Raw genomic sequence first — 20108 nt, 5'->3', positions numbered from 1 at the left:
TGAGCAAGCCCCAAAGCTGGGGACCTCTGTCCGCGGGTTCAAGCTCACGCGCACCCTGCCGGCCCTGCGAGCGCCCCCGTGAAGCTGGCTGAGACGACTCGACGAATGCACCACGCGGGGCCCGCCACACGTCCGAATCACATGGGTCCGTGGCAACCGAAGGCCGGGAGTCGCTGGAGCCAGCGCCCCCGGGCCCCGGTGTCTTCAGACGGGCGGCGTCCACGGCACGATGCGCAGCGCACTGCCGTCTTCCGCGGGCTTCGTCTCGTGGAGCGTCATCGAGAAGGCGCCCGTCGCCGCGTCGCGCGTGTGGTGCACGATGAGGGGCATCAGGGGGATGCCCGGCATCGCCTCGGTCAGCCAGGCATAGCCGTCCTCGGGGCTCTTCGCCTCCAGGGTGCACGCGGTGGCGTGGCCCGTGAGCGCGCCATTGCAGAGCAGCTCCAGGTCCTCCAGCGTGCGCACCTCGTCCGCGAAGATGAAGTCGGGGTCCTGCCGCAGGAACGAGCGGACCGCCTGCTTCAATGGCAGCGCCTCTCCAACCCTCACCATGCCAATGACACCGCCCGGGCCGCCCTTCGGCTCCTCCACCGCCGCCAGCGCATGCACATTGTCGGGCAGCGCGTCCATGAGGGCGCGCAGCGTGGTGCTGCGGCCCGTTCCGGGGGCGCCCGTGAGCAGCACCAGCTGGCCACTGAAGAGCGCCTGGGCCGGCTGCCGGAAGTGCGCGTCCAGGAACGCCCCCGCGTCGGCGGGGAGCGGCAGGCTCGAGATGCTCGGGAACGCCCGCCGCGTCTCCCTGTCCCTCGCCAACGCCGTGGTCCAGGTGCCCAGCGCGTCGTCGCGGAACGTCACCCGGAACTCCAGGTCCGGGTCTGCGGCCCCCACCGGGAAGGACACGCGTCCGCGCAACGGCCGCGTCGGGTCCGCGCCGCGCTTCGCGTACGCCGCCAGGGCCTGGCCCAGGGGCCGGTACAGCGCGTAGGCCATCGGCGGACGCACCGGAACCCGCTCGCCACCGAGCGGCCCCACCCGGTCCGGCGACGCCTCCGCGAGGAAGAAGAACGAGATGCCCGCGTTGACCCGCGTCGCGGGCCCGCCCTCCCCCGCCGCGGCTTCGTCCTCATCACCAGCGGCGTCGTCCGGGTCCTCCGCCGCCCAGACGGAGAACAGCACCGCGCCCGTCCTCGCCGCGACGTCGAAGAGCGCCGCCGCCAGGGCCTCGGGCGTCGACGGTGGCGCGGGCGCCGGCGAGGGGGGCCGCCCCGCCTCGACAAGCTGCTTCAGCAGGTGGGTGAACACGGCGTCGGGCGTGGAGGGTGGCTCGGGCGTCAGGTTCGAGGTGCTCATGGGGCGCGGACGATGGCACGGGCCCCTCCCGGGTGTCTGCCCTGAAGAAGCAAGGCAACACACACTCCCTGGGTGTAGAGATTGCCGTCTTCCGCCATTCCCAGACTTCGGACTATGCTGAAGACTCTCACGTACCAGGAGGCCCAGGTCATGGGCGGGTCCATCGGTCAGTCTGTCTTTCGTGCGGTCAAGGAAACCTTCAGCAAGCCCGCTGCGAGCGCTCCAAGCACCGCATCCAAGAGCGCGACCTCCTCCCCGCCAGGTGAGCGGATGAAGGAAACGTCCGGCAACCTCCTCAAGGGGCTCGTCGACTCCGGCTACGTGAAGGGCCTCGTCAAGTGTGAGCTGGAGGGGCTCGAGGGCAAGATTCAAAAGGAAGTGGAGGACTTCGCCCGCGCCAATCCCAAGGCCTCTCCGCAGAGGCTCGACGAGGAAGCGAGGGCCATCACCATGCGGCATGCGAGCATGGCAAGGGTAGACAAGCAGCGTGAGCAGAAGCTCAAGGAGCGGATGGAGGAGCTCCAGAAGGACCGTTGGGGCTGAGCCCGCGCGCGCGGCCGCCCCGGAGCGCGGCAAGGCTGGCTGTCGGCGGGTTGATGGACCGCGGGGCACCAGGCGCCATCTGCGTGGATGACGCCTCCGGCCACCGCACCTGGAGCAACCACGGGTAGAACTTCACCGTCGCCAGGTCGAACCAGGACGGCCCTGCCCCGTCACCAGGGCAGCCGGTCGTTCTCGTGGAAGAAGCCGCCGTTCGGCCCCTCCGCGCCCAGCGTGGCGAGGCGCACGCTGGTCCGGGCGCTGTCCGCCACGTCCATGGGAGCGTGAGGGCCACCCAGCTCGGTCTTCACCCACCCCGGGTGCGCGGAGTTCACCTTCACGTTCGTGTCCTTCAGCTCGTCCGCCAGGTGCACCGTGAAGGCGTTGAGCGCGGCCTTCGAGGCGTTGTAGGCGAACGCCTTCGCGGCGGCGATGGGTGAGCCCTCCGCGGAGTGCAGGCCCAGCGAGCCCAGGATGCTCGAGACGTTGACGATGCGGCCCGCCGGGGCCTTCTTGAGCAGCGGCAGCAGCGTCTGCGTCAGTCGCACCACGGCGAAGAGGTTGGTGTCGAACGTCTCGCGCAGGACGTCCTCCGGCACGGTCGACGCGTTCTTCGCCAGGAGCTCCTCGCGAATCAGCCCGGCGTTGTTCACGAGCACGTCCAGCCGGCCGTACCGCTCCTCCAGGTACGTCTTCACGGACGCGTCCGTCTCCGGCCGCCGGGCGTCGTAGAGCACGACCTGGGCCTTCACCCCGGCCGCACGGAGCTCCTCGAGCGCGGCCTGACCCCGGCTCGGGTCGCGAGCGCCGATGATGACCTCGAAGCCGTGCTGCCCCAGCTCGCGCGCCGTCTGCAGCCCGATGCCACGGTTTCCACCCGTCACGAACGCAACCTTCTTCACGTCAGCCATCTGGACCTCCACGGCGGAACCCCGTCCGCCTTTTTTATACCGACCGGTATTGAATGCGAGCGCGGGCTGCTTTCGTCAAGTGAATTTCGTACCGTCCGGTATAGTTGACGGAACATGGGACGAACGCGCAGCTTCGATGAAGAAGTCGCCCTGGAGCGTGCGATGCGGCTGTTCTGGCGGCAGGGCTACGAGGGGACCTCCCTCGAGGACCTGACGTCGACGCTCGGAATCGCGAAGCCCAGCCTCTATGCGGCGTTCGGGAACAAGCGCTCGCTCTTCTCCAAGGCCATGGAGCTCTACGCCCGGACCGTCCGGGAGAGCCTCCAGCGCGCGCTGGAGGAACCCCGCGCCGAGGACGCCGTCCGTCGCTTCCTCCGCCTCTATACCGAGCCCTGCCCCGGCGCCCCGCCAGGGTGCTTCCTCGTCCAGGGCGCCCTGGCCTGCAGTCCCGAGTCGGCGGAAGTCCAGCGGGAGGTCTCCGAGCGCCGCCAGGAAGCCGAAGTCCTGCTCGCCCAGCGGCTGGCCCGCGCGCAGAAGGAAGGCGACCTGCCGGCGGACGCGCGGCCCAATGACCTGGCGCGGTACGTGTGCACCGTCGCCCAGGGACTCTCCGTGCAGGCCGCTGGCGGCGCCAGCCCTCCGCAGCTCCGGCGCGTGGCCGAGCTTGCGCTCATGAACTGGAACGCGCTGGGGAGCCCCAGGCGCTAGCCAGGGCCCCCTTCCGATATAATTGACCGATTGGTCCGGAGTCATTAAGTCTCAGCGCATGGCCCGGACCAAGGAATTCGACCGTGACGAAGCGCTCGACCGGGCGATGCACGTCTTCTGGAACAAGGGCTACGAGGCGACGTCGCTGAGTGACCTGCTCGACGCGATGGGCATCGCCCGGCAGAGCCTCTACGACACCTTCGGCGACAAGCATGCGCTGTTCCTGGAGGCGCTCGAGCGCTACGAGACGCACCGGGTGGACCAGCTCCAGTCCTGCCTGGAGAAGGCGCCGTCCGTGACACGCGCCTTCCGCGACATGTTCGAGGGAATCGTCGACGAGAGCGAGGGCGAGAAGCGTCGCGGCTGCATGGGCGTCAGCGCCGTGGTCGAGCTCGCGCCGCATGACCCGGAGCTCGCCAGGCGCATCGCCGCCCGGCAGCGCGGCCTCGAGGCCCTCTTCTTCCGGGCGCTCGAGAGCGCGCGCGAAAAGGGAGAGCTGCCGCCGTCCAAGGACACGCGGGCCCTCGCGCGCTTCTTCGTGGGCGCGCTGCAGGGGCTCCGGGTCGCCGCCACGGCGGACCCGAAGTCCGCGGCGCTCCGCGACATGGCCCGCGTCACCCTGCAAGTCCTCGATTAGGGACGCGCCCCAGTACCGGTGGCGCGTCTTCGGCTGGCTGTTTTTAGACCAAATGGTCCGGAAAGGAAGCACGACATGGCAGGCAAGTTGAAGGGAAAGGTGGCGCTCATCACTGGAGGGACGAGTGGAATCGGGCTCGCGGCCGCCAGGCTGTTCCACGAGGAGGGCGCGCGCGTGGTCGTCACGGGCTCGAATCCCGTCACGGTGGAGAAGGCCCGCGCCGAGCTGCAGGGCATCGCCCAGGTGGTCCAGTCGGACGCCTCGGACAGTGCCCAGGTGCGCTCGCTGTTCGAGCACGTGAAGCGCGAGTTCGGCGGGCTGGACGTGCTGTTCCTGAACGCGGGCGTCGCGAGGTCCGCCCCCCTGGCCTCCATGGACGAGGAGACGTTCGACGAGGTCTACCGCATCAACGTGAAGGGGCCGTGGCTCGCGCTTCGCGCCGCGACACCCGTGCTCCGCCGGGGCGGAGCCGTGGTCCTCAACACCTCGATGATGAACAACCTCGGCATGTTGGGGGGCAGCGCCTACGCCGCTTCGAAGGCCGCCCTGCGCTCGCTGGCGCGCACCGCCGCGGCCGAGCTCGTGGAGCACGGCGTGCGCGTCAACGCCGTCAGCCCGGGGCCGACGGACTCGGGCATCATCGCCAAGGGCGGGCGCGCGCCGGACGCCGTCGAGGCCATCGAGCAGGCCCTCATCGCCAGGATTCCCCTGCGGCGCCTGGGCAGGCCCGAGGAGATTGCTCGCGCGGCGCTGTTCCTGGCCTCGGAGGACGCCTCCTTCATGACGGGCGAGGAAATCGTCGTCGACGGCGGGATGACACGCATCTGACCTGGCGAGGGTTGCGCCAGGCAATGGAGATTCACGGAAGCCGTCCGGCCGCGCTAGCTTCGCGGCCAGGACGACCGTCATGTTCCGAATCGAGACAGAGAAAGAGCTTCTGGGCGCATTCCGCTCCAGGGACCGGAAGCACGTGGAGTTGCCCAAGGGCACCCACCTTCCCCTCTTCGTCCGCGACTACCTCGCGTGGGTGGACCCGTATGGGGTTCGCGTCTTCCTGGTGTTCACCGCACCGGGCAGCACACGCCTCACGGGTATCGTCTTCCGGAGGGACCAGCAGGCCGACAAGAGCCTGCCGGCGCGGGTGTGTGACTGGTGCCTCTCGCATGGCGCGGCGGACCAGATTGGCCTGCTCACCACGGATGTCGATGCGAAGCGCCGGGTGGGGGTGAATCTCTGCCTGGACCTCCGCTGCCGGGAGAAGCTCGAGTCGGCGATGAACCTCGCCGGACGGGACCTCCTGGACGCGACCCAGAAGCTGCTCGGGCGCATGGCTCGCTTCGCGAGCGAGGGGCTGGGAATCGAGGTCCGCTCGGAGACCTGAGCGGAAGCCGTCATGCGTGGAGCAAGTCGCCCCTCGCGAAGGGAGTGTGCCGTGCGTCTGGGACTGGGACTGGGACTGGGGCTGGGGCTGCTGCTGTCGCTCTGCGCCTGTGAGCGAAGCACGCGCAGCGAGCCGTCGCCGCTCCCCGCCCCGGGCCCCTGCGCCCTCGACGAGCGCCTCACGCCGGAGCAGTGCCAGCGGGCCCGGGCCCTGCGCCTGCCGGACGCGCTTCCTCCGGGGCGGGGCAACGCCGTCGCCGACTCGGAGGCCGCGGCCCGGCTGGGACAGCGGCTCTTCTTCTCCACCTCCCTCTCCAGCACCTTCACCATCGGCTGCTTCGGCTGCCACATGCCCGGCGAGCACTTCGACGACGGGCTCGCGCACCCGCTGCCGCCGCCCGGCGCGAGCACGGACGCGCTCGGGCGCAACTCGCCCACCCTCATCAACGCGGCGTGGATGCGCACCCAGCTCTGGGACGGCCGCGCGGACACGCTCTGGTCCCAGCCCCTGTTCGCCATCGAAAACCCGGCGGAGATGGGCACCACCCGCCTGGAGCTCGCGCACCGGATGGCGGGGAGCTTCGTGCAGGACTACACCGCCGTCTTCGGCGAGCGCCCCACCCTGCCCGCGGAGCGGTTTCCCCCGGTCGGCAAGCCGGGAGACGCCGCGTTCGACGGCATGCGACCGGAGGACCAGGCCTACGTCAACCGCATCGCCTCCAACGTGGGCAAGGCCATGGAGGCCTACCTTCGCCGGCTGGCGGCGGGGCCCTCGCCTGTCGACCGCTTCCTCGGCGGCGACATGGCGGCGCTCTCCGCCGAGGCGCGCGAGGGGCTGTACGTCTTCTTCCGCGCCGGCTGCGACGGATGCCACTCCGGGCCGATGCTCAGCGACGAGGGCTTCCACAACCTCGGCGTGCCGGCCGCCGACGACAAGGAGCTGGACCCGGGACGCCGACAGGGCTGGAGCGAGCTCGTGGCCAACCCGTTCAACAGCCAGGGGCCCTACTTCGACGGCCCGCGCCGCGCTCCCGGCTGGGAGGAGGGCCCGGGGCTGGCGGGGGCGTTCCGCACGCCTCCGCTGCGCAACCTCCTCGCCTCCGCGCCCTACGGCCACAACGGCCGCTTCGCCACGCTGGGCGAGGTGGTCGACTTCCACCTCGCCGCGTCGCGCGCTCCGGGCCGCTACGTCGGCGAGGTGTCCGCGCTGCTCCGGCCCGTGACGCTGACGCCGGCCGAGCGGGCAGCGCTGCTCGCCTTCCTCGGTGCGTTGGAAGGCGAGCGCGCCGGACCTCCGTGGAACGACTTCCCCTAGCTAGCGCGTCCCGCCCTCGCCGTCAGCGGCCAGGCGGCACCCGGCGGGCACCGCGAAGCCGTTGGTCGGCGTGGTGCTGCCGGAGCCACCGGAGACGGCGTTGGAGCCCAGGCCGAAGGCGGCGAAGGCCGTCCACAGCCGGCAGACGTCCTCGCCGTTGTGCAGGGAGGTGGCCGCCTGGATGATGCCGTCACGCACCTGCGTGAAGGTGGGGCTGCACGGCGTGTTCTTCAGGCCCTGCGTGAAGTACAGCATCATGCGCTGGTTACCGGCGCTGCCCGTGGCGTTGTACAGGTTGGAGTTGAAGCCCCACTGGTTCACCAGCGCCCAGTAGGCCTCCCACATGGCCTGCGTGAAGACCGAGCCCACGCCGTGCGGGACGGCCATGCCGTTGATGCTGGCGTAGGTCCACGTGTTGACGGAGGAGCTGGTGCTGTAGCGCTGGGTGCGGATGCCCACGCCGGTGGTCGGCTGGTTCAGCGCGTACGTGCCCACGCCGCGGCCCTGCGCCCCCGTGTCCGTCGCCCTGGCGGTGTAGAAGAGCGAGAGGAAGTCGCTGATGCCCTCGCCCGGCTGCTGCCGGTTGGTGAGGCACGACACGTTGCTGGGGCCGCCGACGAGGCGGTTGGAGATGCCGTGGCCGTACTCGTGGACGATGATGCCCGAGTCCAGGTCTCCGTCCTTGTTCGGCGTCACGGTGGTCCACTTGTACATCTGCATGCGCGGGCGCTGGCCGTCCGGCGGCGTGGAGAAGTTGGCGTTGTTGCTGCCGCCGCCGTCCTGCGCCTCCGCGCGCACGTCGTCGTTGCCCAGGCCGCCCCGGCCGTAGTTGTTCACCTGGAAGTTGCCGGCCAGCTCGTCGAAGCCGTACTGGTACTGGACGTCGTGGATGATGTTGTTCCAGTAGAACAGGTTGGTGACGGCCGCCGGGATGTACGTGGAGGGCGCGCCCGAGAGGTTGATGGCGAAGACGCAGGCGAGCGTGGTGCCGCACGCCGGCTGCGACGTGGGCGGCAGGCCGTCGTTGTTGCTGTCCTCGTACGCGTGGACGTTGTTGCCGCGGGGGACGGTGAACTCGGCCCCGGTGACGCCGTTCGTGTCATGCCAGCCGTAGGGCGAGGCCAGCGCGTTGGCGGGGTTGGTGACCACCACGCGCCCGTCCGAGGGCGGCAGCGGCGAGGTGTGGTTGGGGCTCTCCACCGGCACCGGGTAGACCTTGTAGGTGTCGTCGGCCACCCAGTCGAAGCGCGTCCACACCTCGCCCGTCTGGGCGTCCACCGTCACGTCGTAGTCGTGCAGTTGGTCCGGGGTGTGGACCTGGAAGTGCCACACCAGGCGGGCCTCGCCGCGGCGCACCGGCAGCACCGCCAGCTCCGCGTCGATGGGCTCGGTCGAGAAGCCCTCCACCTCCACGCGCGTGCGCTGCTGCACGCCGGGCTCCGCCTTCAGCGCGCGGGGCACCCCCGGGAGCGAGGCGCCCAGGTGCTTCGCCAGGCTCGCCACCGCGTCGGCGGCGCCCAGGCGCGGCTCCACGCTGGCGATGGCCGCGTTCAGCGAGGGCAGGAAGTCGCTGTGCACGCCGAGCACGCGCCCGTCCCGGTCCACGTTGATCTGCAGCTGCGCGTTGTAGACGGGCAGCCCCTTGTGCGACTGGCGCAGGTACAGGTTGGTGACGCCGCTGACCTTCGAGTAGACGCGGTCCGTCACCTCCAGCTGGGCCAGGTCCTCCAGCTCCAGCCCGAGCGCCTCGCGGTGCTTCTGGACGAAGTCCAGGCCAATGGCCAGCGCATCGCCGCTGCTGGGCCCGGAGAGCGCGCCCAGGGGGTTGGTGAGCGAGCGCACCAGCCCGCGCGACTCGTCCACCTCCACGAGCAGGTCCGGCACGCTCTGGCGCAGCGCCGCCTCACCGGACTTCTGGCTCACGGAGAAGCCGAACCGGGCCTGCGCGTTGTACATGTCGCGCGCGTCGTGGTTGCGGGTGCCGCCGGATTCCTGGCTGACGGCCATTGCCGAGGGGCCCGTGAGGGCCCCCATGAGAAACACCGCATGGAAGAGGCGCCTTCGGTAGGGACCAGAGGTCATGTCGTGCTCCTGCGTAGCGGGGGACTGCCCCGGATGGGGCGGCTCCTTCATAAGCAAGGAATTCTGATTTCACACGCAAATCTTGAATAGCGCGTTCATGGCTGATTTTTACGGCCGGAAGGAAACCCCTACGCACGCGGCTGTCACACCGCGACATCCCATTGACGAGACGCGGCAATCCCGGGCCCGGACACGGACGCGCGAGGGGCCCGCGCAACGGATGGGACATGCCGGGCGTGAGGCTTGCAGCCCCTGGCGCACATGACGTCCTCCGTTTCCCCGGCCCCGGCCGCGCCCACCGAAGCCCATCCCATCGACGCGTCCGAGCGCCTGCCGCTGCTCGACACGCTGCGCGGCTTCGCGCTGTGCGGCGTCTTCATGGCCAATGTCTACCTGTGGTTCAGCGGGCGCATGTTCCTCTCCCGGGAGCAGTACGCGGTGGCCTACAAGGACCCTTCCTGGCTGGACACCGCCATCAACCACGTGTTCGGCGTGCTGATTGGCGGCCGGTTCGTCACCCTCTTCTCGTTCCTGTTCGGCCTGGGGTTCGCGGTGCAGCTGGGGCGCGCGGAGCGGCGCGGGACCTCGGTGGTGCCGGTGTATGCGCGGCGGCTCACGGTGATGCTGGTCCTGGGGCTCGCGCACCTGTTCCTGCTCTTCCAGGGCGACATCGTCAGCACCTACGCCCTGCTGGGCTTCACGCTGCTCGTGTTCCACCGGCGCGCGGACCGCACGCTGCTGCTGTGGGCGGCGGCGCTCATCTTCCTCGCACCGGTGCTGGAGCACGTGGCGCTGCGACTGCCGCAGCTGCTCGGCACGCCGGGCGCCGAGGAGGCCGCGAAGGCGTCCGGGGCCCGCTCCATGGCGCTCCGGGCCCGGGTGCTGGAGGCGTTCATGCACGGCTCGTGGTGGGACACGGTGCGGGTCGGCGCGGCTTACTACGTGGGAGACCTGGGGCGGATGCTCAGCATCTTCTTCCCCGTCATCGTCGGCCGCTTCGTGCTGGGCCTGTGGGCGGGCCGCCGCCGCCTCTTCCACGACGCGCCCCAGCACCTGCCCTTCTTCCGCCGGCTGCTCGCGTGGGGGCTGGGGCTGGGGCTGCTCGCCAGCGGCGTGGGCGTGCTCGTCGGGCAGCTCATCTCCCGCAAGGTCCTCCAGCCGGACTCGCTGCCGTGGCTGCCGTTCGCCATGGCGCCGGTGCGCCACCTCGGGGAGATGGGCATCGCCTCGGCGTACGTCGCCATCATCACCCTGCTCTTCCAGCGCGAGGCGTGGCGGCGGCGCCTGTCGGTGCTGGCCCCGGTGGGCCGCATGGGGCTGACGAACTACCTGCTGGAGTCGGTGCTGGGCGTGGCCCTCTTCTACGGGTACGGGCTGGGGCTGATGAACACGTTGGGCTCGGCGGCGCAGCTCGCGGTGGCCCTGGGGCTCTTCGCCCTCCAGATTGTCTTCAGCCACCTGTGGCTGGCGCGCTTCCGCTTCGGCCCCGTCGAGTGGGTGACGCGCTCGCTGACGTATGGCCGGGCGCAGCCCATGCGCCGCGGCGCCGTGCGGGAGGACGCGGTGGTGAACGCCTGACCCACCCGCCCCCACGCCGGGCGCCGCGGGGCTACTGGATGGTCAGGTTGAGGTGCTCCCCCGCGGTGACCGGCATTTCCTGGTCGTCGTTGGCGGCATACTGGGAGCCGATCATCTCCAGCCGGAAGCGAACCCGCTGCGCCTGGCGAATCGTCTGGTGGGGAATGACGAAGTTCCGGGTCGATATCGCCGGGACGGTGCCCAGGCGGACCTTGGTCGTCCCGTCCAGCACGTACACGAAGAGGTTGTAGTCGACGGGCTTCAGGTTCCGCACCTCGACGGTGGTCTCCGGAGGCGGCTCCTCCACCTTCTGGGCGCTGCTGCAGGAGACCGCGAGGACGAGCAGGGAGAACGGGACGAACTGGATTGCGCGCATGGCACCTCTCCATCCGGCTGAGGAGGCACAAGCCTAACAGCCCGCTCCGGGCCGTGGGCAATGTCAGGATTTCGCCGGGCCCGACGTCGGAGGAACCAAACAAAATCAAGATTGAAGAGACGTCATGACCAGGCTGAACCAGATCATCGCTGTCGAGAAGGGCGTCAAGAACCGCTCGCAGCAGGAACTCACGCAGGCGCACCACGACCTGCAGAAACCGCAGCTCCTCGCCGGCATCTCCCGCACCTATCAACCGCGTGACGAGGAGGGCGAGCGCTTTCCGCCCGAGTCCACGCGCGTCCAGGTGCGGACCGATGACGTGCTGAAGAAGACCCGCGAAATCCTCGCCCGGCTGTTCGATGTCACGGCCACCAAGGACCTCACCAACTGCCACGCCCGCGCCGACGTGAAGGTGGACGGCAGGGTGCTGCTCAAGGGGGCCCCCGCCACGTACCTGCTCTTCCTGGAGAAGCAGCTGGTGGACCTGCACACGTTCGTGCAGAAGCTCCCCACGCTGGACCCGTCGGAGAGCTGGGTGCCGGACCCCGCCCAGGGCCTGTGGGCGACCGAGCCGGTGCAGACAGCCAAGACGAAGAAGGTCCCCCGCAACCACGTGAAGTCCGAGGCCACGGAGAAGCACCCGGCCCAGGTGGAGGTGTATTACGAGGACATCGTCGTCGGGTACTGGAAGACGGTGAAGTTCTCCGGCGCCCTGCCCGCCCTCCGCGTCAACGACATGCTGGAGCGCGTGGAGAAGCTGCAGCAGGCCGTGAAGTTCGCCCGCGAGGAGGCCAACGCCGTCGAGGTGGAGGAGCTCAAGGCCGGCGACGCGCTGCTCGGCTACCTCTTCGGCCAGGCTTAAGGCCCTAGAAACTTTCGGAGTACAAACTCAAGCTCAGCAGCAGACTCACGCGGAGCGCTTCCGGGTCGCCGTCAGTGCAGGTTCGAGTCCTGCCCCCGTCACCACTCCTGACGACGGGGTAGCCCAATCGGTAGAGGCACGCGACAGCCAGGCAGCGCGAAGCACCCCAACATCAGACTCTGACTCCAGACTCAGCATTCGCTGTCGCAGGTCCGATCAACCGTCTTCGCTCGCCCCCTCGAGATGCTGGTGCAATTCCAGCCCGCCGCTCCATCCGCCTTGCGCGGCGGTCGTTCAATCGCAGGACACGAGGTCTCAACCTGAAGCGGAGACTTCAAACGTGCGGGCCTCATCCATGGCAGCACCCCGAGCCCGGTCAGGAGGACACCCTGGCCGGGCTCACCATTTTCGGCCGTCGCTACCCTTGCGTCCCGGGGCGCCGGCCCAGCGGCAGCCGCACCGTGAAGAGCGCCCCCTGTCCCAGCTCGCTGCGCACGTCGATGGTGCCGCCCATGGCCTCGACAATCTGCCGGGAGATGTAGAGCCCCAGGCCCAGGCCGCCGTAGTGGCGCTCGGAGACGCCCCGCTCGAAGCGGCCGAAGAGGCGCGGGAGCGTCTCGGCGGCGATGCCGATGCCCTCGTCGCGCACCCGCAGGCGGGCCTGGCCCGCGTCCAGGTCCACCTCGATGGAGACGGGCCTGCCGGCGCCGTACTTCGCCGCGTTGGAGAGGAGGTTCACCACCACCTGCTCCAGCCGTGAGCCGTCCCACTGCCCGCGGACCTCCGTGCCCAGTGACAGGTGCACGTCACAGCCCGCCTGGGCGAACACCGCCTCCAGCCGCTCGTGGGCGTCCCTCACCACCTGCGCCAGGTCCACCTCCGACAGCTCCAGCGCCAGCTTGCCCAGCGACAGCCGGCTGACGTCCAGCAGGCTGTCCACCAGCGAGGCCAGCCGGTCCACCTGCCGCGAGGCCGCCGCCATCCTCGCCTGGACCTTGCTGGCCACGCCCTCCTCCACCGCCCGCTGGATGAGCGCGTGCTGCAGGCGCAGGGACGTGAGCGGCGTCTTCAGCTCATGGCTCGCCACGGAGAGGAACTCGTCGCGCAGGCGGACCGCGGCCTGGGCGGCCCGGTACAGCTCCGCGCGCTCCAGCGCCTGGGCGCACTGCCGCGTCAGCGCCACCAGGAAGGCCTTCTCCTCCGGCCGGAAGGCCCGGGACTCCGTCCAGCGCAGCGCGATGAGCCCGAGCACCCGGTGCTCCGTCGCCAGCGGCAGCAGGGCCCGCGCCCCCACGCCGAGCTCCTCGGCGGTGGCGTCCACCTCCGGCACGCTGGCCATGTACTCCTCGCGAGTGGAGCACCACAGGGGCACCCTGTCCCTCACCACCGCGGCCAGCCCCGCGGACTGCGCCAGCAGCCTCGGCTTCATGGTGGCGATGAGCACGTCGTCGTAGCCGAAGTGCCGCACCCAGCGCAGCGTGCCGTCCCGCAGCTGCAGGAAGGCGCCCCGCTGGGCCTGCGTGGACTGGAGCCCCTCGTGGATGATGACCTCCGCCATCTCCTCCTCCGACGCGGCCCGCGACAGCGCGGCGGTGATGCTCTGCAGCCGCTCGGTGCGAGCCTGGGCCTCCTTCGACGCCTGGAACAGGAGGGCGTTGTCCAGGCAGAGGCTCGCGCGGCGGGCGAGCTCGCGCGCCAGCTCCACGTCCCGGGGCCCGTAGCGCCGGGGGCCGGATTCGATGGTGAGCGAGAACGCGCCCAGCACCCGCCCTCGCGCCTGGAGCGGCACGCTGAGGCTGGAGCGCAGGCCCAGCTTCCGGCTCAGGGCCAGGTGCTCCTCGCTTCTCGCGAGCGCCGGCAGGACCTCGTCCGGAATCTCCGGCAGGCAGCGGGGCTCGCCCGTGCGCAGCACCTCGGCGATGCCGCCGTGGGCGCTCACGTCGATGGGCCAGCGGCGGGCAATCTCGAAGGCCAGCGCCACCTTCTCCGGGTCCCTGTGCACCACCGCCCGCCGCTCCACGGTGCCCCGCTCCGTGAGCATGTCCACCGCGCACCAGTCCGCCAGCTGCGGCACCGCGAGCTCCGCGAGGCGCTCCAGCAGCGTCCCCTCGTCCAGCGAGGACGCCAGCACCTCGCCGGCCCGGGCGAGGAAGGCGAAGCGGTCCTCGGACTCCTTGCGCTCCGTCAGGTCCTGGAAGCTCGCGGCCCGGTAGGTGACGTGGCCGTGCTCGTCCTTCAGCGCCACCCCGTCCACGAGGATGGGGACGCGGCTGCCGTCCTTGCGGACGTGGACGTTCTCGTAGGTGTGGTGGCCCAGCGCGATGGTCCGCTCCAGCTCGGCGCGGTAGCTGGCGAAGGATTCGGGGGCGACAACCTCCTGGACGTGCACCCCGAGGAGCTGCTCGGGACTGTCGTACCCGTGCATGCGGGCGAAGGCGGGGTTGGCCGCGTTGATGCGCCAGGTCTCCGGGTCCGTGCTCGCGATGCCCCAGCCCGCGTGGTGGAAGAGCTGGTCCCATCGCGCCAGCTGCTCCGAGTTGCGATTCAAGTCCCTCGCGAGCGACTCGGCGCGCTGGCGGCCGCGCACCTGCTCCGTCACGTCCACGGAGAACGTGATGAGGCCGTCCACCTTCCCCCGGGCATCCCGGGTCGGCTGGTAGGTGAGGTTGAAGAAGGCCTCCTCCAGCTCGCCGGTGCCACGGCGGTCCAGCCGCACCGCGAACTCCGTGCCCACGAAGGGCTCCCCCGTCTCCAGCACGCGGTGCAGCGCCGACATCACCGTGGGCTGCGAGAGGATTTCCGGCGCCACTTCCGACAAGGTGCTGCCGAGCGGGACGCGGCGGCCGATGAGCTTCTCGTAGAGGGGGTTGGCGAACTCGAAGACGAAGTCGGGGCCGCGGGTGATGGCGATGGCCGCCGACGACTGCTCCATGAAGATGCGGTGCAGGTGCTCCTGGTGGGAGCGCTCCAGCAATTCGCGCTCCCGGGCATGGAACAGCACCGCCTGGCGGCGGATGTCCTGGCGGGCCCGATACAGCTCGATGAAGACGGACACCTTCGCGCACAGCACCTGGGGCACGAAGGGCTTGGTGAGGAAGTCCACCGCGCCGGAGCCGTAGGCCGCGAGCACCTCCTGCTGCGTCCACTGGTGCGCGGTGATGAAGATGATGGGCACCTCGCGGGAGCGCTCGCGCTGCTTGATGAGCGCGGCCGTCTCCAGGCCGCTCAGCCCCTCCAGCTGCACGTCCAGGAGGATGACGGCGTAGTCCTCCCGCATCAGGAGGCGCAGCGCCTCGCGGCCCGAGGCGGCCTTGTGCAGCCGCACCTGCAATGGGGAGAGGACGGCCTCCAGCGCCAGGAGGTTGGCCGGGTTGTCGTCCACCAGGAGGATGCCGGGGGGCGCGGCGTCGGAGCCCCGTTCCGAGGCCTCCGCCGTCTCCTGCTCAGGCGCTGGCTGCTGCAGGGGTGAACGGGGCGCGGAGGACATGACCCCTCCGACTTAATGGTTGGCGCGCCCGAGAACAATCCGAGGTTCCCAGGACAGGGGCCACTCGCGGAAGGACGGGACGCGAGCGTCCTGGACACACCAGTCGCCCGTCACATCCCCTGCGCGACATCCAGCCTGAGGTCAAACGAGACATCCGGCGAGGTCCGTCCGTTCTGCTTCACCATGACGGAGAGCGTGTTCTCCCCCGCGAGGAAGACGGTGGCCGGGAGGTTGACGTCCACGCGCTCGTTCTCGGCGGAGGCCGTCGCGTACCTGGCGTGCGCGGTCCCCACGCCCATGTTGCGGGTCAGCACCAGCGTGCCGTTCACCCACACGGCGATGCCGTCATCGAAGATGGCGCTCAGCGTGGCGTCCACGGCGGGCCGCTCCAGGGTGAGCTTCTTGCGGAAGTAGATGCTCGTCTGCGACGGCACCGTGGCGGGCAGGACGGTGGCCTCGTCCCTGTCCCCGTAGCCCAGCTGCCCCGCGCCCGACGCCCACGTGGAGTCGTCGAAGTCCGCCGTGAGCCAGTCCGCTCCCGGGTCCAGGCCGCTCGCCTCGTACTTCCACGTAGCACCAAAGGGAATGACGGTGCGCAGCGGGGTGAGGTCCACCAGGGTGTGCGCATCCATCGCGAGCGTGCCGGGGCCGGTGAGGGACAGTCCCACGCTGAGGGCCTTCGCCTCGGCCGGCGCGGGCGGCGTCGTCCACTCGGCAAGCCCGTAGGTGGAGGTGGGCGGCAGCAGGGGCCCCTGGGCCCACCACACCCAGCCACCCGCGGCGTTGCGGTAGTACGCGGCGAAGCGCGCCGGCCCGTCCGTCCGGTACGCGGTACTCACCCGGTAGCGGTGGCCCGGGCGCATGGGCGGCGCGCAGGCCCCCAAATCCTGGGCGGAGATGAGCTTCACGTCGCCCGTCACATGGCGCGACACGGTGACCTGCTGCGCGCGGCTCCCGTCCCACACGTCCGTCGGCAGGCTCCACGCGGCCGTCAGGTCGCCGTAGGACGTGCGCAGCCAGCAGTCCGGCACGCTGTCCCCGTTGGCGTCGTCCTCCAGCGAGGGATTGAGCAGCAGCTGGCCCCAGGCCTCACGCTCCGGCGGAGGCGGCCCGGGCACCGGTGGATTCACCGGCCCCCCGATGACCTCGTGCACCGTGCGGACCGAAGTCCCCAGCGCGGTGCGCGGCGCGAGCCAGGCGAGGAACGCCTCCAGCGTCGCCGGGGCGATGGCGAGCGTGCCGCAGCCGTCACACACGTCGTGGAGGACGAAGGTCACCCACCCGCCCCCTCCCTGCTCGGCGCGCAGCACCGCATCCTGCAGGTCCTGGAGCGTGGTGGTCACCTCCACCGAGCTGACCGTGCGCAGCGCGTAGGGCTCCGCGGGAGGCAGCGTCACGGCCACCGGACAGCTCGTGCAGCTGTCCACGCCCCGCAGCCCGGCGCTGTCCCGGCCGGAGTTGTAGCCACAGTCGCGCACCCACTGGCGCGTCGTCGCATCGTGTGCGCCGTAGGGGTAGGCGAAGGACGTCACCGTCAGGCCCGCGCCCGTCAATGCCACGCGCTCGTCGCAAATCTGCCGGGCCTGCTCGTCCGGGACCAGGTCCGTCAGTCGCGGGTGGCTCACGGTGTGCCCGCCAATCTCGTGGCCGTCGGCCTGGAGCGCCTGGAGCTGCGCCAGCGTCAGCCGGGTGGACTGCCCGATGCGCCCGCTGTTCACATAGAACGTGCCCCGCATCCCATAGCGGGCGAGCAGCGCCGCGCCCTCGGCCTGGTTGGCGCGGCCGTCGTCGAACGTGAAGGACACCGTCACCGGCGCGGACGTCTGCGCCCCCGCCTCGGGCGTGCGTCCTCCGAGCAACACGAGCAACGTCGACAACCCGAACAACGCACGGACGCGGAGCATGGTGAGAGCCAAATTCCTCACTCCCACTGTCCTGACAACCCCGTGGGCCGAGCGCACTGTGCGCCAGTGACAACATCTCCCCTCGGAGGCTGGCGCTTGGCGCGAAGCGTCAGGTGCGGCGGGGCCGGGCCACCGTGCGCAAGTGCTTGACGCGATGTGCGGGGAGGACTCGGATGCGCGCCCATATGACTGAGCTGCTCACCCGCGCCGAAGCCTCGAAGTACACGCAGACCTCGCGTCACTCGGATGTGCTCGCCTTCGTGGACGAGCTGTGCCGCCGCACGAAGCTCGCGCGGCGCGTGGACTTCGGGAAGAGCGGCGAGGGCCAGCCCCTGGTGGCGCTCATCGTGAGCGACCGCAACTGCTTCACGCCCGAGCTGGCGCGCAAGCAGAAGAAGGTCATCGTGCTGGTGGAGGCCAACATCCACGCCGGCGAGGTGGAGGGCAAGGAGTCCCTGCTCGCCCTCGCCCGGGACCTCACGCTCACGAAGCTGGGCAAGAAGCTGCTGGACAGGCTGTGCCTGGTGCTCGTTCCGAACTTCAACCCGGACGGCAATGACCGCATCAGCCCCAACAACCGCAAGCTCAACCTGAAGGACCTCGAGGGACAGGTGAACCCCGAGGGCGGCGTGGGCATGCGCTACACGGGCGAGGGCTGGAACCTCAACCGCGACAGCATGAAGCAGGAGGCGCCGGAGACGCGCGCGCTCGCGGCGTTCTACCAGACGTGGTGGCCGCACGTGTTCATCGACTGCCACACCACCGACGGCAGCATCCACGCGTGCGACCTCACCTTCGACACCTCGCACTCCAACGAGCCGCTCTTCGCGGAGCTGCGCGGGTTCAACCGCGACATGCTGGAGCGCGTGTCGAAGGCGGTGAAGAAGGGCCACGACTTCGACAGCTACTGGTACGGCAACTACAAGGTGGAGGGCGACCCCAAGTCGGGCTGGCACACCTACCCGGCGCTGCCCCGCTTCGGCAGCCACTACCGGGGGCTGCTCGGCCGTATCGACGTGCTGCTGGAGACGTACAGCTACATCGACTTCCCGCGCCGCTGCGCGGTGATTCGGGCGTGGCTGCTGGAGCTGCTGCGCGACGCCGCGAAGCACGCCACCGCCTACCGCGCCATCACCGCCGCCGAGGAGGAGCGCATCGTCGCGCGCGGCGAGTCGCCGGACCCGCAGGCGCTCGTGGGCATCAACTACGGCGTGGCCACGCGTGACGACCAGGGCGCGCTCGTCTTCGAGTACCCCGCGCACGCGAAGCCCGGCGACGTGGCCACCATCCTCGCCTACGACGAGGCGAGCATCGCCGCGCGCCGCTACCCGGGAAAGAAGAAGAAGACCTACCGCATCCCCCACCACCGGACGTTCATCCCCACGCAGGCGGTGAGCACTCCGGAGGCGTACCTCGTCCCGGCGGAGCTGGCCGCGCGCCTGGAGGGACACGGCATCCGCTTCGAGCGCCTGACCGAGGCGAAGCGCTTCACGGTGGACAGCTACCGCATCGCCCGGCGCGAGGAGACCTTCAGCCCCGACGTGGCGGCGAACGTGCCGCCTCCGGGCGAGGCCGAGGTGCCCCTCAGCCAGAAGCCCAAGCCCGTGCGCTTCGAGACCGTCCTCACCGTGGCCCCCGAGCGCACCACGCGCGAGTTCCCCGCGGGGACGCTGCACGTGCCCACCGCGCAGCGCACCGGCACGCTCGCGGTGTACCTGCTGGAGCCGCACTCGGATGACGGCCTGTGCCGCTGGCAGTTCCTCGACGGGATGCTCACCACCGGTGAGCTGTACCCCATCCACCGCGTGGTGGAGGCCGCCACGGCGCCCAAGAAGGCCGAGTGATGGCGTCGGGCCGCCTTCGTGCTCGGCGCCGGACTCGTCGGCTGTGCCACCTCCGCCGTGGGCGCGCGTCGCCGCGAACCGCCCGCGCGTCGATGACCTCGACGGCGGACACGCGAAGGCGATGCTGCCCCTGATGGGGCTCAGGTGAGCAGCCGCACCGGCGCGCCCGCGTGCCAGGCCAGGATGTCCTCCAGCGCGTCGCGGTAGAAGACGGCGTAGTTCTCCCGCGTCACGTAGCCCAGGTGCGGCGTCAGCACGACGTCGGGCAGCGCGAGCAGCGGGTGGCCCACCGGCAGCGGCTCCACGGAGAAGACATCCAGCCCGGCCCCGGCGATGCGGCGCTGCTCCAGCGCGGACAGCAGCGCCGCTTCATCCACCAGCCCCGCGCGGGCGGTGTTGACGAACCACGCCGTGCGCTTCATGGCGCCCAGCTCCGCCGCCCCCACGACGCCGCGCGTCCGCTCTCCGAGGACGAGGTGCAGGCTGACGACGTCGGACGTGGAGAACAGCTCCTGCTTCTCCACGCGACGCGCCCCCACCTCTGACGCGCGCGCGTCGGTGAGGTTCTGACTCCAGGCCACCACCTCCATCCCGAAGGCCGCGCCCACCCGCGCCATCTGCCCGCCGAGCTTCCCCAGCCCGAGCAGGCCCAGGCGCTTTCCCGCCAGCCCTTCCGTGAGCCCGGTCTGCCACGTGCCCGCGCGCAGCGCGCGGTCCTCCGTGGGAATGCGCTTCACCAACGACAGGATGAGCCCCCAGGCCAGCTCCGCCGTCGGCGCGCCCACGTTGCCCGTGCCGCACACGGGGATGCCGCGCGCACGGCAGGCCTCCAAATCGATGGCCGCGTTGCGCCCGCCCGTGGTGACGAGCAGCCGCAGCTTCGGCAGCCGCGCGAGGAGCGCGGCGGGAAACGGCGTGCGCTCGCGCATGAGGACGATGACGTCGAAGGGCTGGAGCGCCGCCACCAACGCCTCGGGGTCCGCGAGGTGCCGCTCGAAGACGTGGAGCCCGCTGCCCGCCGGCAGCCGCGCCCAGTCCGCGAGCCCCCGGGCCACGCCCTGATAGTCATCCAGGATGGCGATGTTCATTGGCATACCCCTCGCCTACCCCACCTGGCGGCCCGGTGAATAGGCG

16 protein-coding genes are annotated in these 20108 nt (G+C 70.5%); 9 read left to right on the top strand and 7 right to left on the bottom strand.

Annotated elements, in window-relative coordinates; genetic code table 11:
- Nucleotides 1-204 precede the first annotated feature (204 nt).
- A complete protein-coding gene (locus ACX9TP_RS18635; RefSeq protein ID WP_482981073.1) occupies nucleotides 205-1350 on the bottom strand; it encodes an ATPase, T2SS/T4P/T4SS family in 1146 nt (381 codons plus the stop codon).
- A gap of 270 nt (nucleotides 1351-1620) precedes the next feature.
- On the opposite strand from ACX9TP_RS18635, the gene ACX9TP_RS18630 reads away from it, so the two are divergent.
- The gene (locus tag ACX9TP_RS18630; RefSeq protein ID WP_482981072.1) at nucleotides 1621-1893 is read left to right on the top strand and encodes a hypothetical protein; all 273 of its coding nucleotides are present in this window, start codon (nucleotides 1621-1623) and stop codon (nucleotides 1891-1893) included.
- 170 nt (nucleotides 1894-2063) lie between these two features.
- Here ACX9TP_RS18630 and ACX9TP_RS18625 read toward each other — a convergent pair whose 3' ends face one another.
- The gene (locus ACX9TP_RS18625) at nucleotides 2064-2801 is read right to left on the bottom strand and encodes an SDR family oxidoreductase (protein WP_482981071.1); all 738 of its coding nucleotides are present in this window, start codon (nucleotides 2799-2801) and stop codon (nucleotides 2064-2066) included.
- Between the two features lie 114 nt (nucleotides 2802-2915).
- Here ACX9TP_RS18625 and ACX9TP_RS18620 point away from each other — a divergent pair, with 114 nt between their 5' ends.
- The 5 genes from ACX9TP_RS18620 (at nucleotide 2916) to ACX9TP_RS18600 (ending at nucleotide 6841) form a co-directional block, all read left to right on the top strand.
- The gene (locus tag ACX9TP_RS18620) at nucleotides 2916-3509 is read left to right on the top strand and encodes a TetR/AcrR family transcriptional regulator (RefSeq protein ID WP_482981070.1); all 594 of its coding nucleotides are present in this window, start codon (nucleotides 2916-2918) and stop codon (nucleotides 3507-3509) included.
- A 58-nt stretch (nucleotides 3510-3567) separates the two neighbouring features.
- Entirely contained in the window at nucleotides 3568-4146 is a 579-nt protein-coding gene (locus tag ACX9TP_RS18615; RefSeq protein WP_482981069.1) for a TetR/AcrR family transcriptional regulator, read from the top strand.
- 75 nt (nucleotides 4147-4221) lie between these two features.
- The gene (locus ACX9TP_RS18610; protein ID WP_482981068.1) at nucleotides 4222-4974 is read left to right on the top strand and encodes an SDR family oxidoreductase; all 753 of its coding nucleotides are present in this window, start codon (nucleotides 4222-4224) and stop codon (nucleotides 4972-4974) included.
- A 79-nt stretch (nucleotides 4975-5053) separates the two neighbouring features.
- The gene (locus ACX9TP_RS18605; protein WP_482981067.1) at nucleotides 5054-5527 is read left to right on the top strand and encodes an FBP domain-containing protein; all 474 of its coding nucleotides are present in this window, start codon (nucleotides 5054-5056) and stop codon (nucleotides 5525-5527) included.
- A gap of 51 nt (nucleotides 5528-5578) precedes the next feature.
- Nucleotides 5579-6841, top strand: a complete 1263-nt coding sequence (locus ACX9TP_RS18600; protein ID WP_482981066.1) for a cytochrome-c peroxidase — start codon at nucleotides 5579-5581, stop codon at nucleotides 6839-6841.
- Here ACX9TP_RS18600 and ACX9TP_RS18595 read toward each other — a convergent pair whose 3' ends face one another.
- On the bottom strand, nucleotides 6842-8923 hold the full coding sequence (locus ACX9TP_RS18595; RefSeq protein ID WP_482981065.1) for a M36 family metallopeptidase: 2082 nt from the start codon (nucleotides 8921-8923) through the stop codon (nucleotides 6842-6844).
- Nucleotides 8924-9184: 261 nt separating this feature from the next.
- Here ACX9TP_RS18595 and ACX9TP_RS18590 point away from each other — a divergent pair, with 261 nt between their 5' ends.
- Complete coding sequence (locus ACX9TP_RS18590; protein ID WP_482981064.1) at nucleotides 9185-10501, top strand: DUF418 domain-containing protein; 1317 nt, start codon at nucleotides 9185-9187, stop codon at nucleotides 10499-10501.
- A gap of 31 nt (nucleotides 10502-10532) precedes the next feature.
- On the opposite strand, the gene ACX9TP_RS18585 is transcribed toward ACX9TP_RS18590, so the two are convergent.
- On the bottom strand, nucleotides 10533-10877 hold the full coding sequence (locus ACX9TP_RS18585; RefSeq protein ID WP_482981063.1) for a hypothetical protein: 345 nt from the start codon (nucleotides 10875-10877) through the stop codon (nucleotides 10533-10535).
- Between the two features lie 124 nt (nucleotides 10878-11001).
- On the opposite strand from ACX9TP_RS18585, the gene ACX9TP_RS18580 reads away from it, so the two are divergent.
- Complete coding sequence (locus ACX9TP_RS18580) at nucleotides 11002-11739, top strand: DUF7873 family protein (protein WP_482981062.1); 738 nt, start codon at nucleotides 11002-11004, stop codon at nucleotides 11737-11739.
- 418 nt (nucleotides 11740-12157) lie between these two features.
- Here the strand turns inward: ACX9TP_RS18580 and ACX9TP_RS18575 are convergent, their stop codons facing one another.
- Together ACX9TP_RS18575 and ACX9TP_RS18570 are read right to left on the bottom strand one after the other, a co-directional pair.
- Nucleotides 12158-15226, bottom strand: coding sequence for an ATP-binding protein (locus ACX9TP_RS18575; RefSeq protein ID WP_482981061.1), 3069 nt, complete (start codon nucleotides 15224-15226; stop codon nucleotides 12158-12160).
- Between the two features lie 110 nt (nucleotides 15227-15336).
- Nucleotides 15337-17130 (bottom strand): polysaccharide deacetylase family protein, encoded by a 1794-nt coding sequence (locus tag ACX9TP_RS18570; protein WP_482981060.1) that lies wholly within the window; start codon nucleotides 17128-17130, stop codon nucleotides 15337-15339.
- Nucleotides 17131-17315: 185 nt separating this feature from the next.
- Between ACX9TP_RS18570 and ACX9TP_RS18565 the strand changes: the two genes are divergently transcribed.
- Nucleotides 17316-18974, top strand: a complete 1659-nt coding sequence (locus ACX9TP_RS18565) for a M14 family metallopeptidase (RefSeq protein ID WP_482981059.1) — start codon at nucleotides 17316-17318, stop codon at nucleotides 18972-18974.
- A 140-nt stretch (nucleotides 18975-19114) separates the two neighbouring features.
- Here the strand turns inward: ACX9TP_RS18565 and ACX9TP_RS18560 are convergent, their stop codons facing one another.
- Nucleotides 19115-20062: a D-2-hydroxyacid dehydrogenase family protein gene (locus ACX9TP_RS18560; RefSeq protein WP_482981058.1), complete on the bottom strand. Its 948-nt coding sequence runs from the start codon at nucleotides 20060-20062 to the stop codon at nucleotides 19115-19117.
- Nucleotides 20063-20108 lie beyond the last annotated feature (46 nt).

It is taken from the genome of Pyxidicoccus sp. M15 (assembly GCF_056858435.1).
This window is presented reverse-complemented; position numbering and strand designations above follow the sequence as displayed.

Bases quoted from the DNA above. Each gene is read 5' to 3' on its own strand.
- ACX9TP_RS18560 (WP_482981058.1), bottom strand. From the start codon at position 20,062: ATGAACATCGCCATCCTGGATGACTATCAGGGCGTGGCCCGGGGGCTC.
- ACX9TP_RS18620 (WP_482981070.1), top strand. From the start codon at position 2,916: ATGGGACGAACGCGCAGCTTCGATGAAGAAGTCGCCCTGGAGCGTGCG.
- ACX9TP_RS18565 (WP_482981059.1), top strand. From the start codon at position 17,316: ATGACTGAGCTGCTCACCCGCGCCGAAGCCTCGAAGTACACGCAGACC.
- ACX9TP_RS18590 (WP_482981064.1), top strand. From the start codon at position 9,185: ATGACGTCCTCCGTTTCCCCGGCCCCGGCCGCGCCCACCGAAGCCCAT.
- ACX9TP_RS18605 (WP_482981067.1), top strand. From the start codon at position 5,054: ATGTTCCGAATCGAGACAGAGAAAGAGCTTCTGGGCGCATTCCGCTCC.
- ACX9TP_RS18595 (WP_482981065.1), bottom strand. From the start codon at position 8,923: ATGACCTCTGGTCCCTACCGAAGGCGCCTCTTCCATGCGGTGTTTCTC.
- ACX9TP_RS18615 (WP_482981069.1), top strand. From the start codon at position 3,568: ATGGCCCGGACCAAGGAATTCGACCGTGACGAAGCGCTCGACCGGGCG.
- ACX9TP_RS18625 (WP_482981071.1), bottom strand. From the start codon at position 2,801: ATGGCTGACGTGAAGAAGGTTGCGTTCGTGACGGGTGGAAACCGTGGC.
- ACX9TP_RS18580 (WP_482981062.1), top strand. From the start codon at position 11,002: ATGACCAGGCTGAACCAGATCATCGCTGTCGAGAAGGGCGTCAAGAAC.
- ACX9TP_RS18630 (WP_482981072.1), top strand. From the start codon at position 1,621: ATGAAGGAAACGTCCGGCAACCTCCTCAAGGGGCTCGTCGACTCCGGC.
- ACX9TP_RS18635 (WP_482981073.1), bottom strand. From the start codon at position 1,350: ATGAGCACCTCGAACCTGACGCCCGAGCCACCCTCCACGCCCGACGCC.
- ACX9TP_RS18585 (WP_482981063.1), bottom strand. From the start codon at position 10,877: ATGCGCGCAATCCAGTTCGTCCCGTTCTCCCTGCTCGTCCTCGCGGTC.
- ACX9TP_RS18610 (WP_482981068.1), top strand. From the start codon at position 4,222: ATGGCAGGCAAGTTGAAGGGAAAGGTGGCGCTCATCACTGGAGGGACG.
- ACX9TP_RS18575 (WP_482981061.1), bottom strand. From the start codon at position 15,226: ATGTCCTCCGCGCCCCGTTCACCCCTGCAGCAGCCAGCGCCTGAGCAG.
- ACX9TP_RS18570 (WP_482981060.1), bottom strand. From the start codon at position 17,130: ATGCTCCGCGTCCGTGCGTTGTTCGGGTTGTCGACGTTGCTCGTGTTG.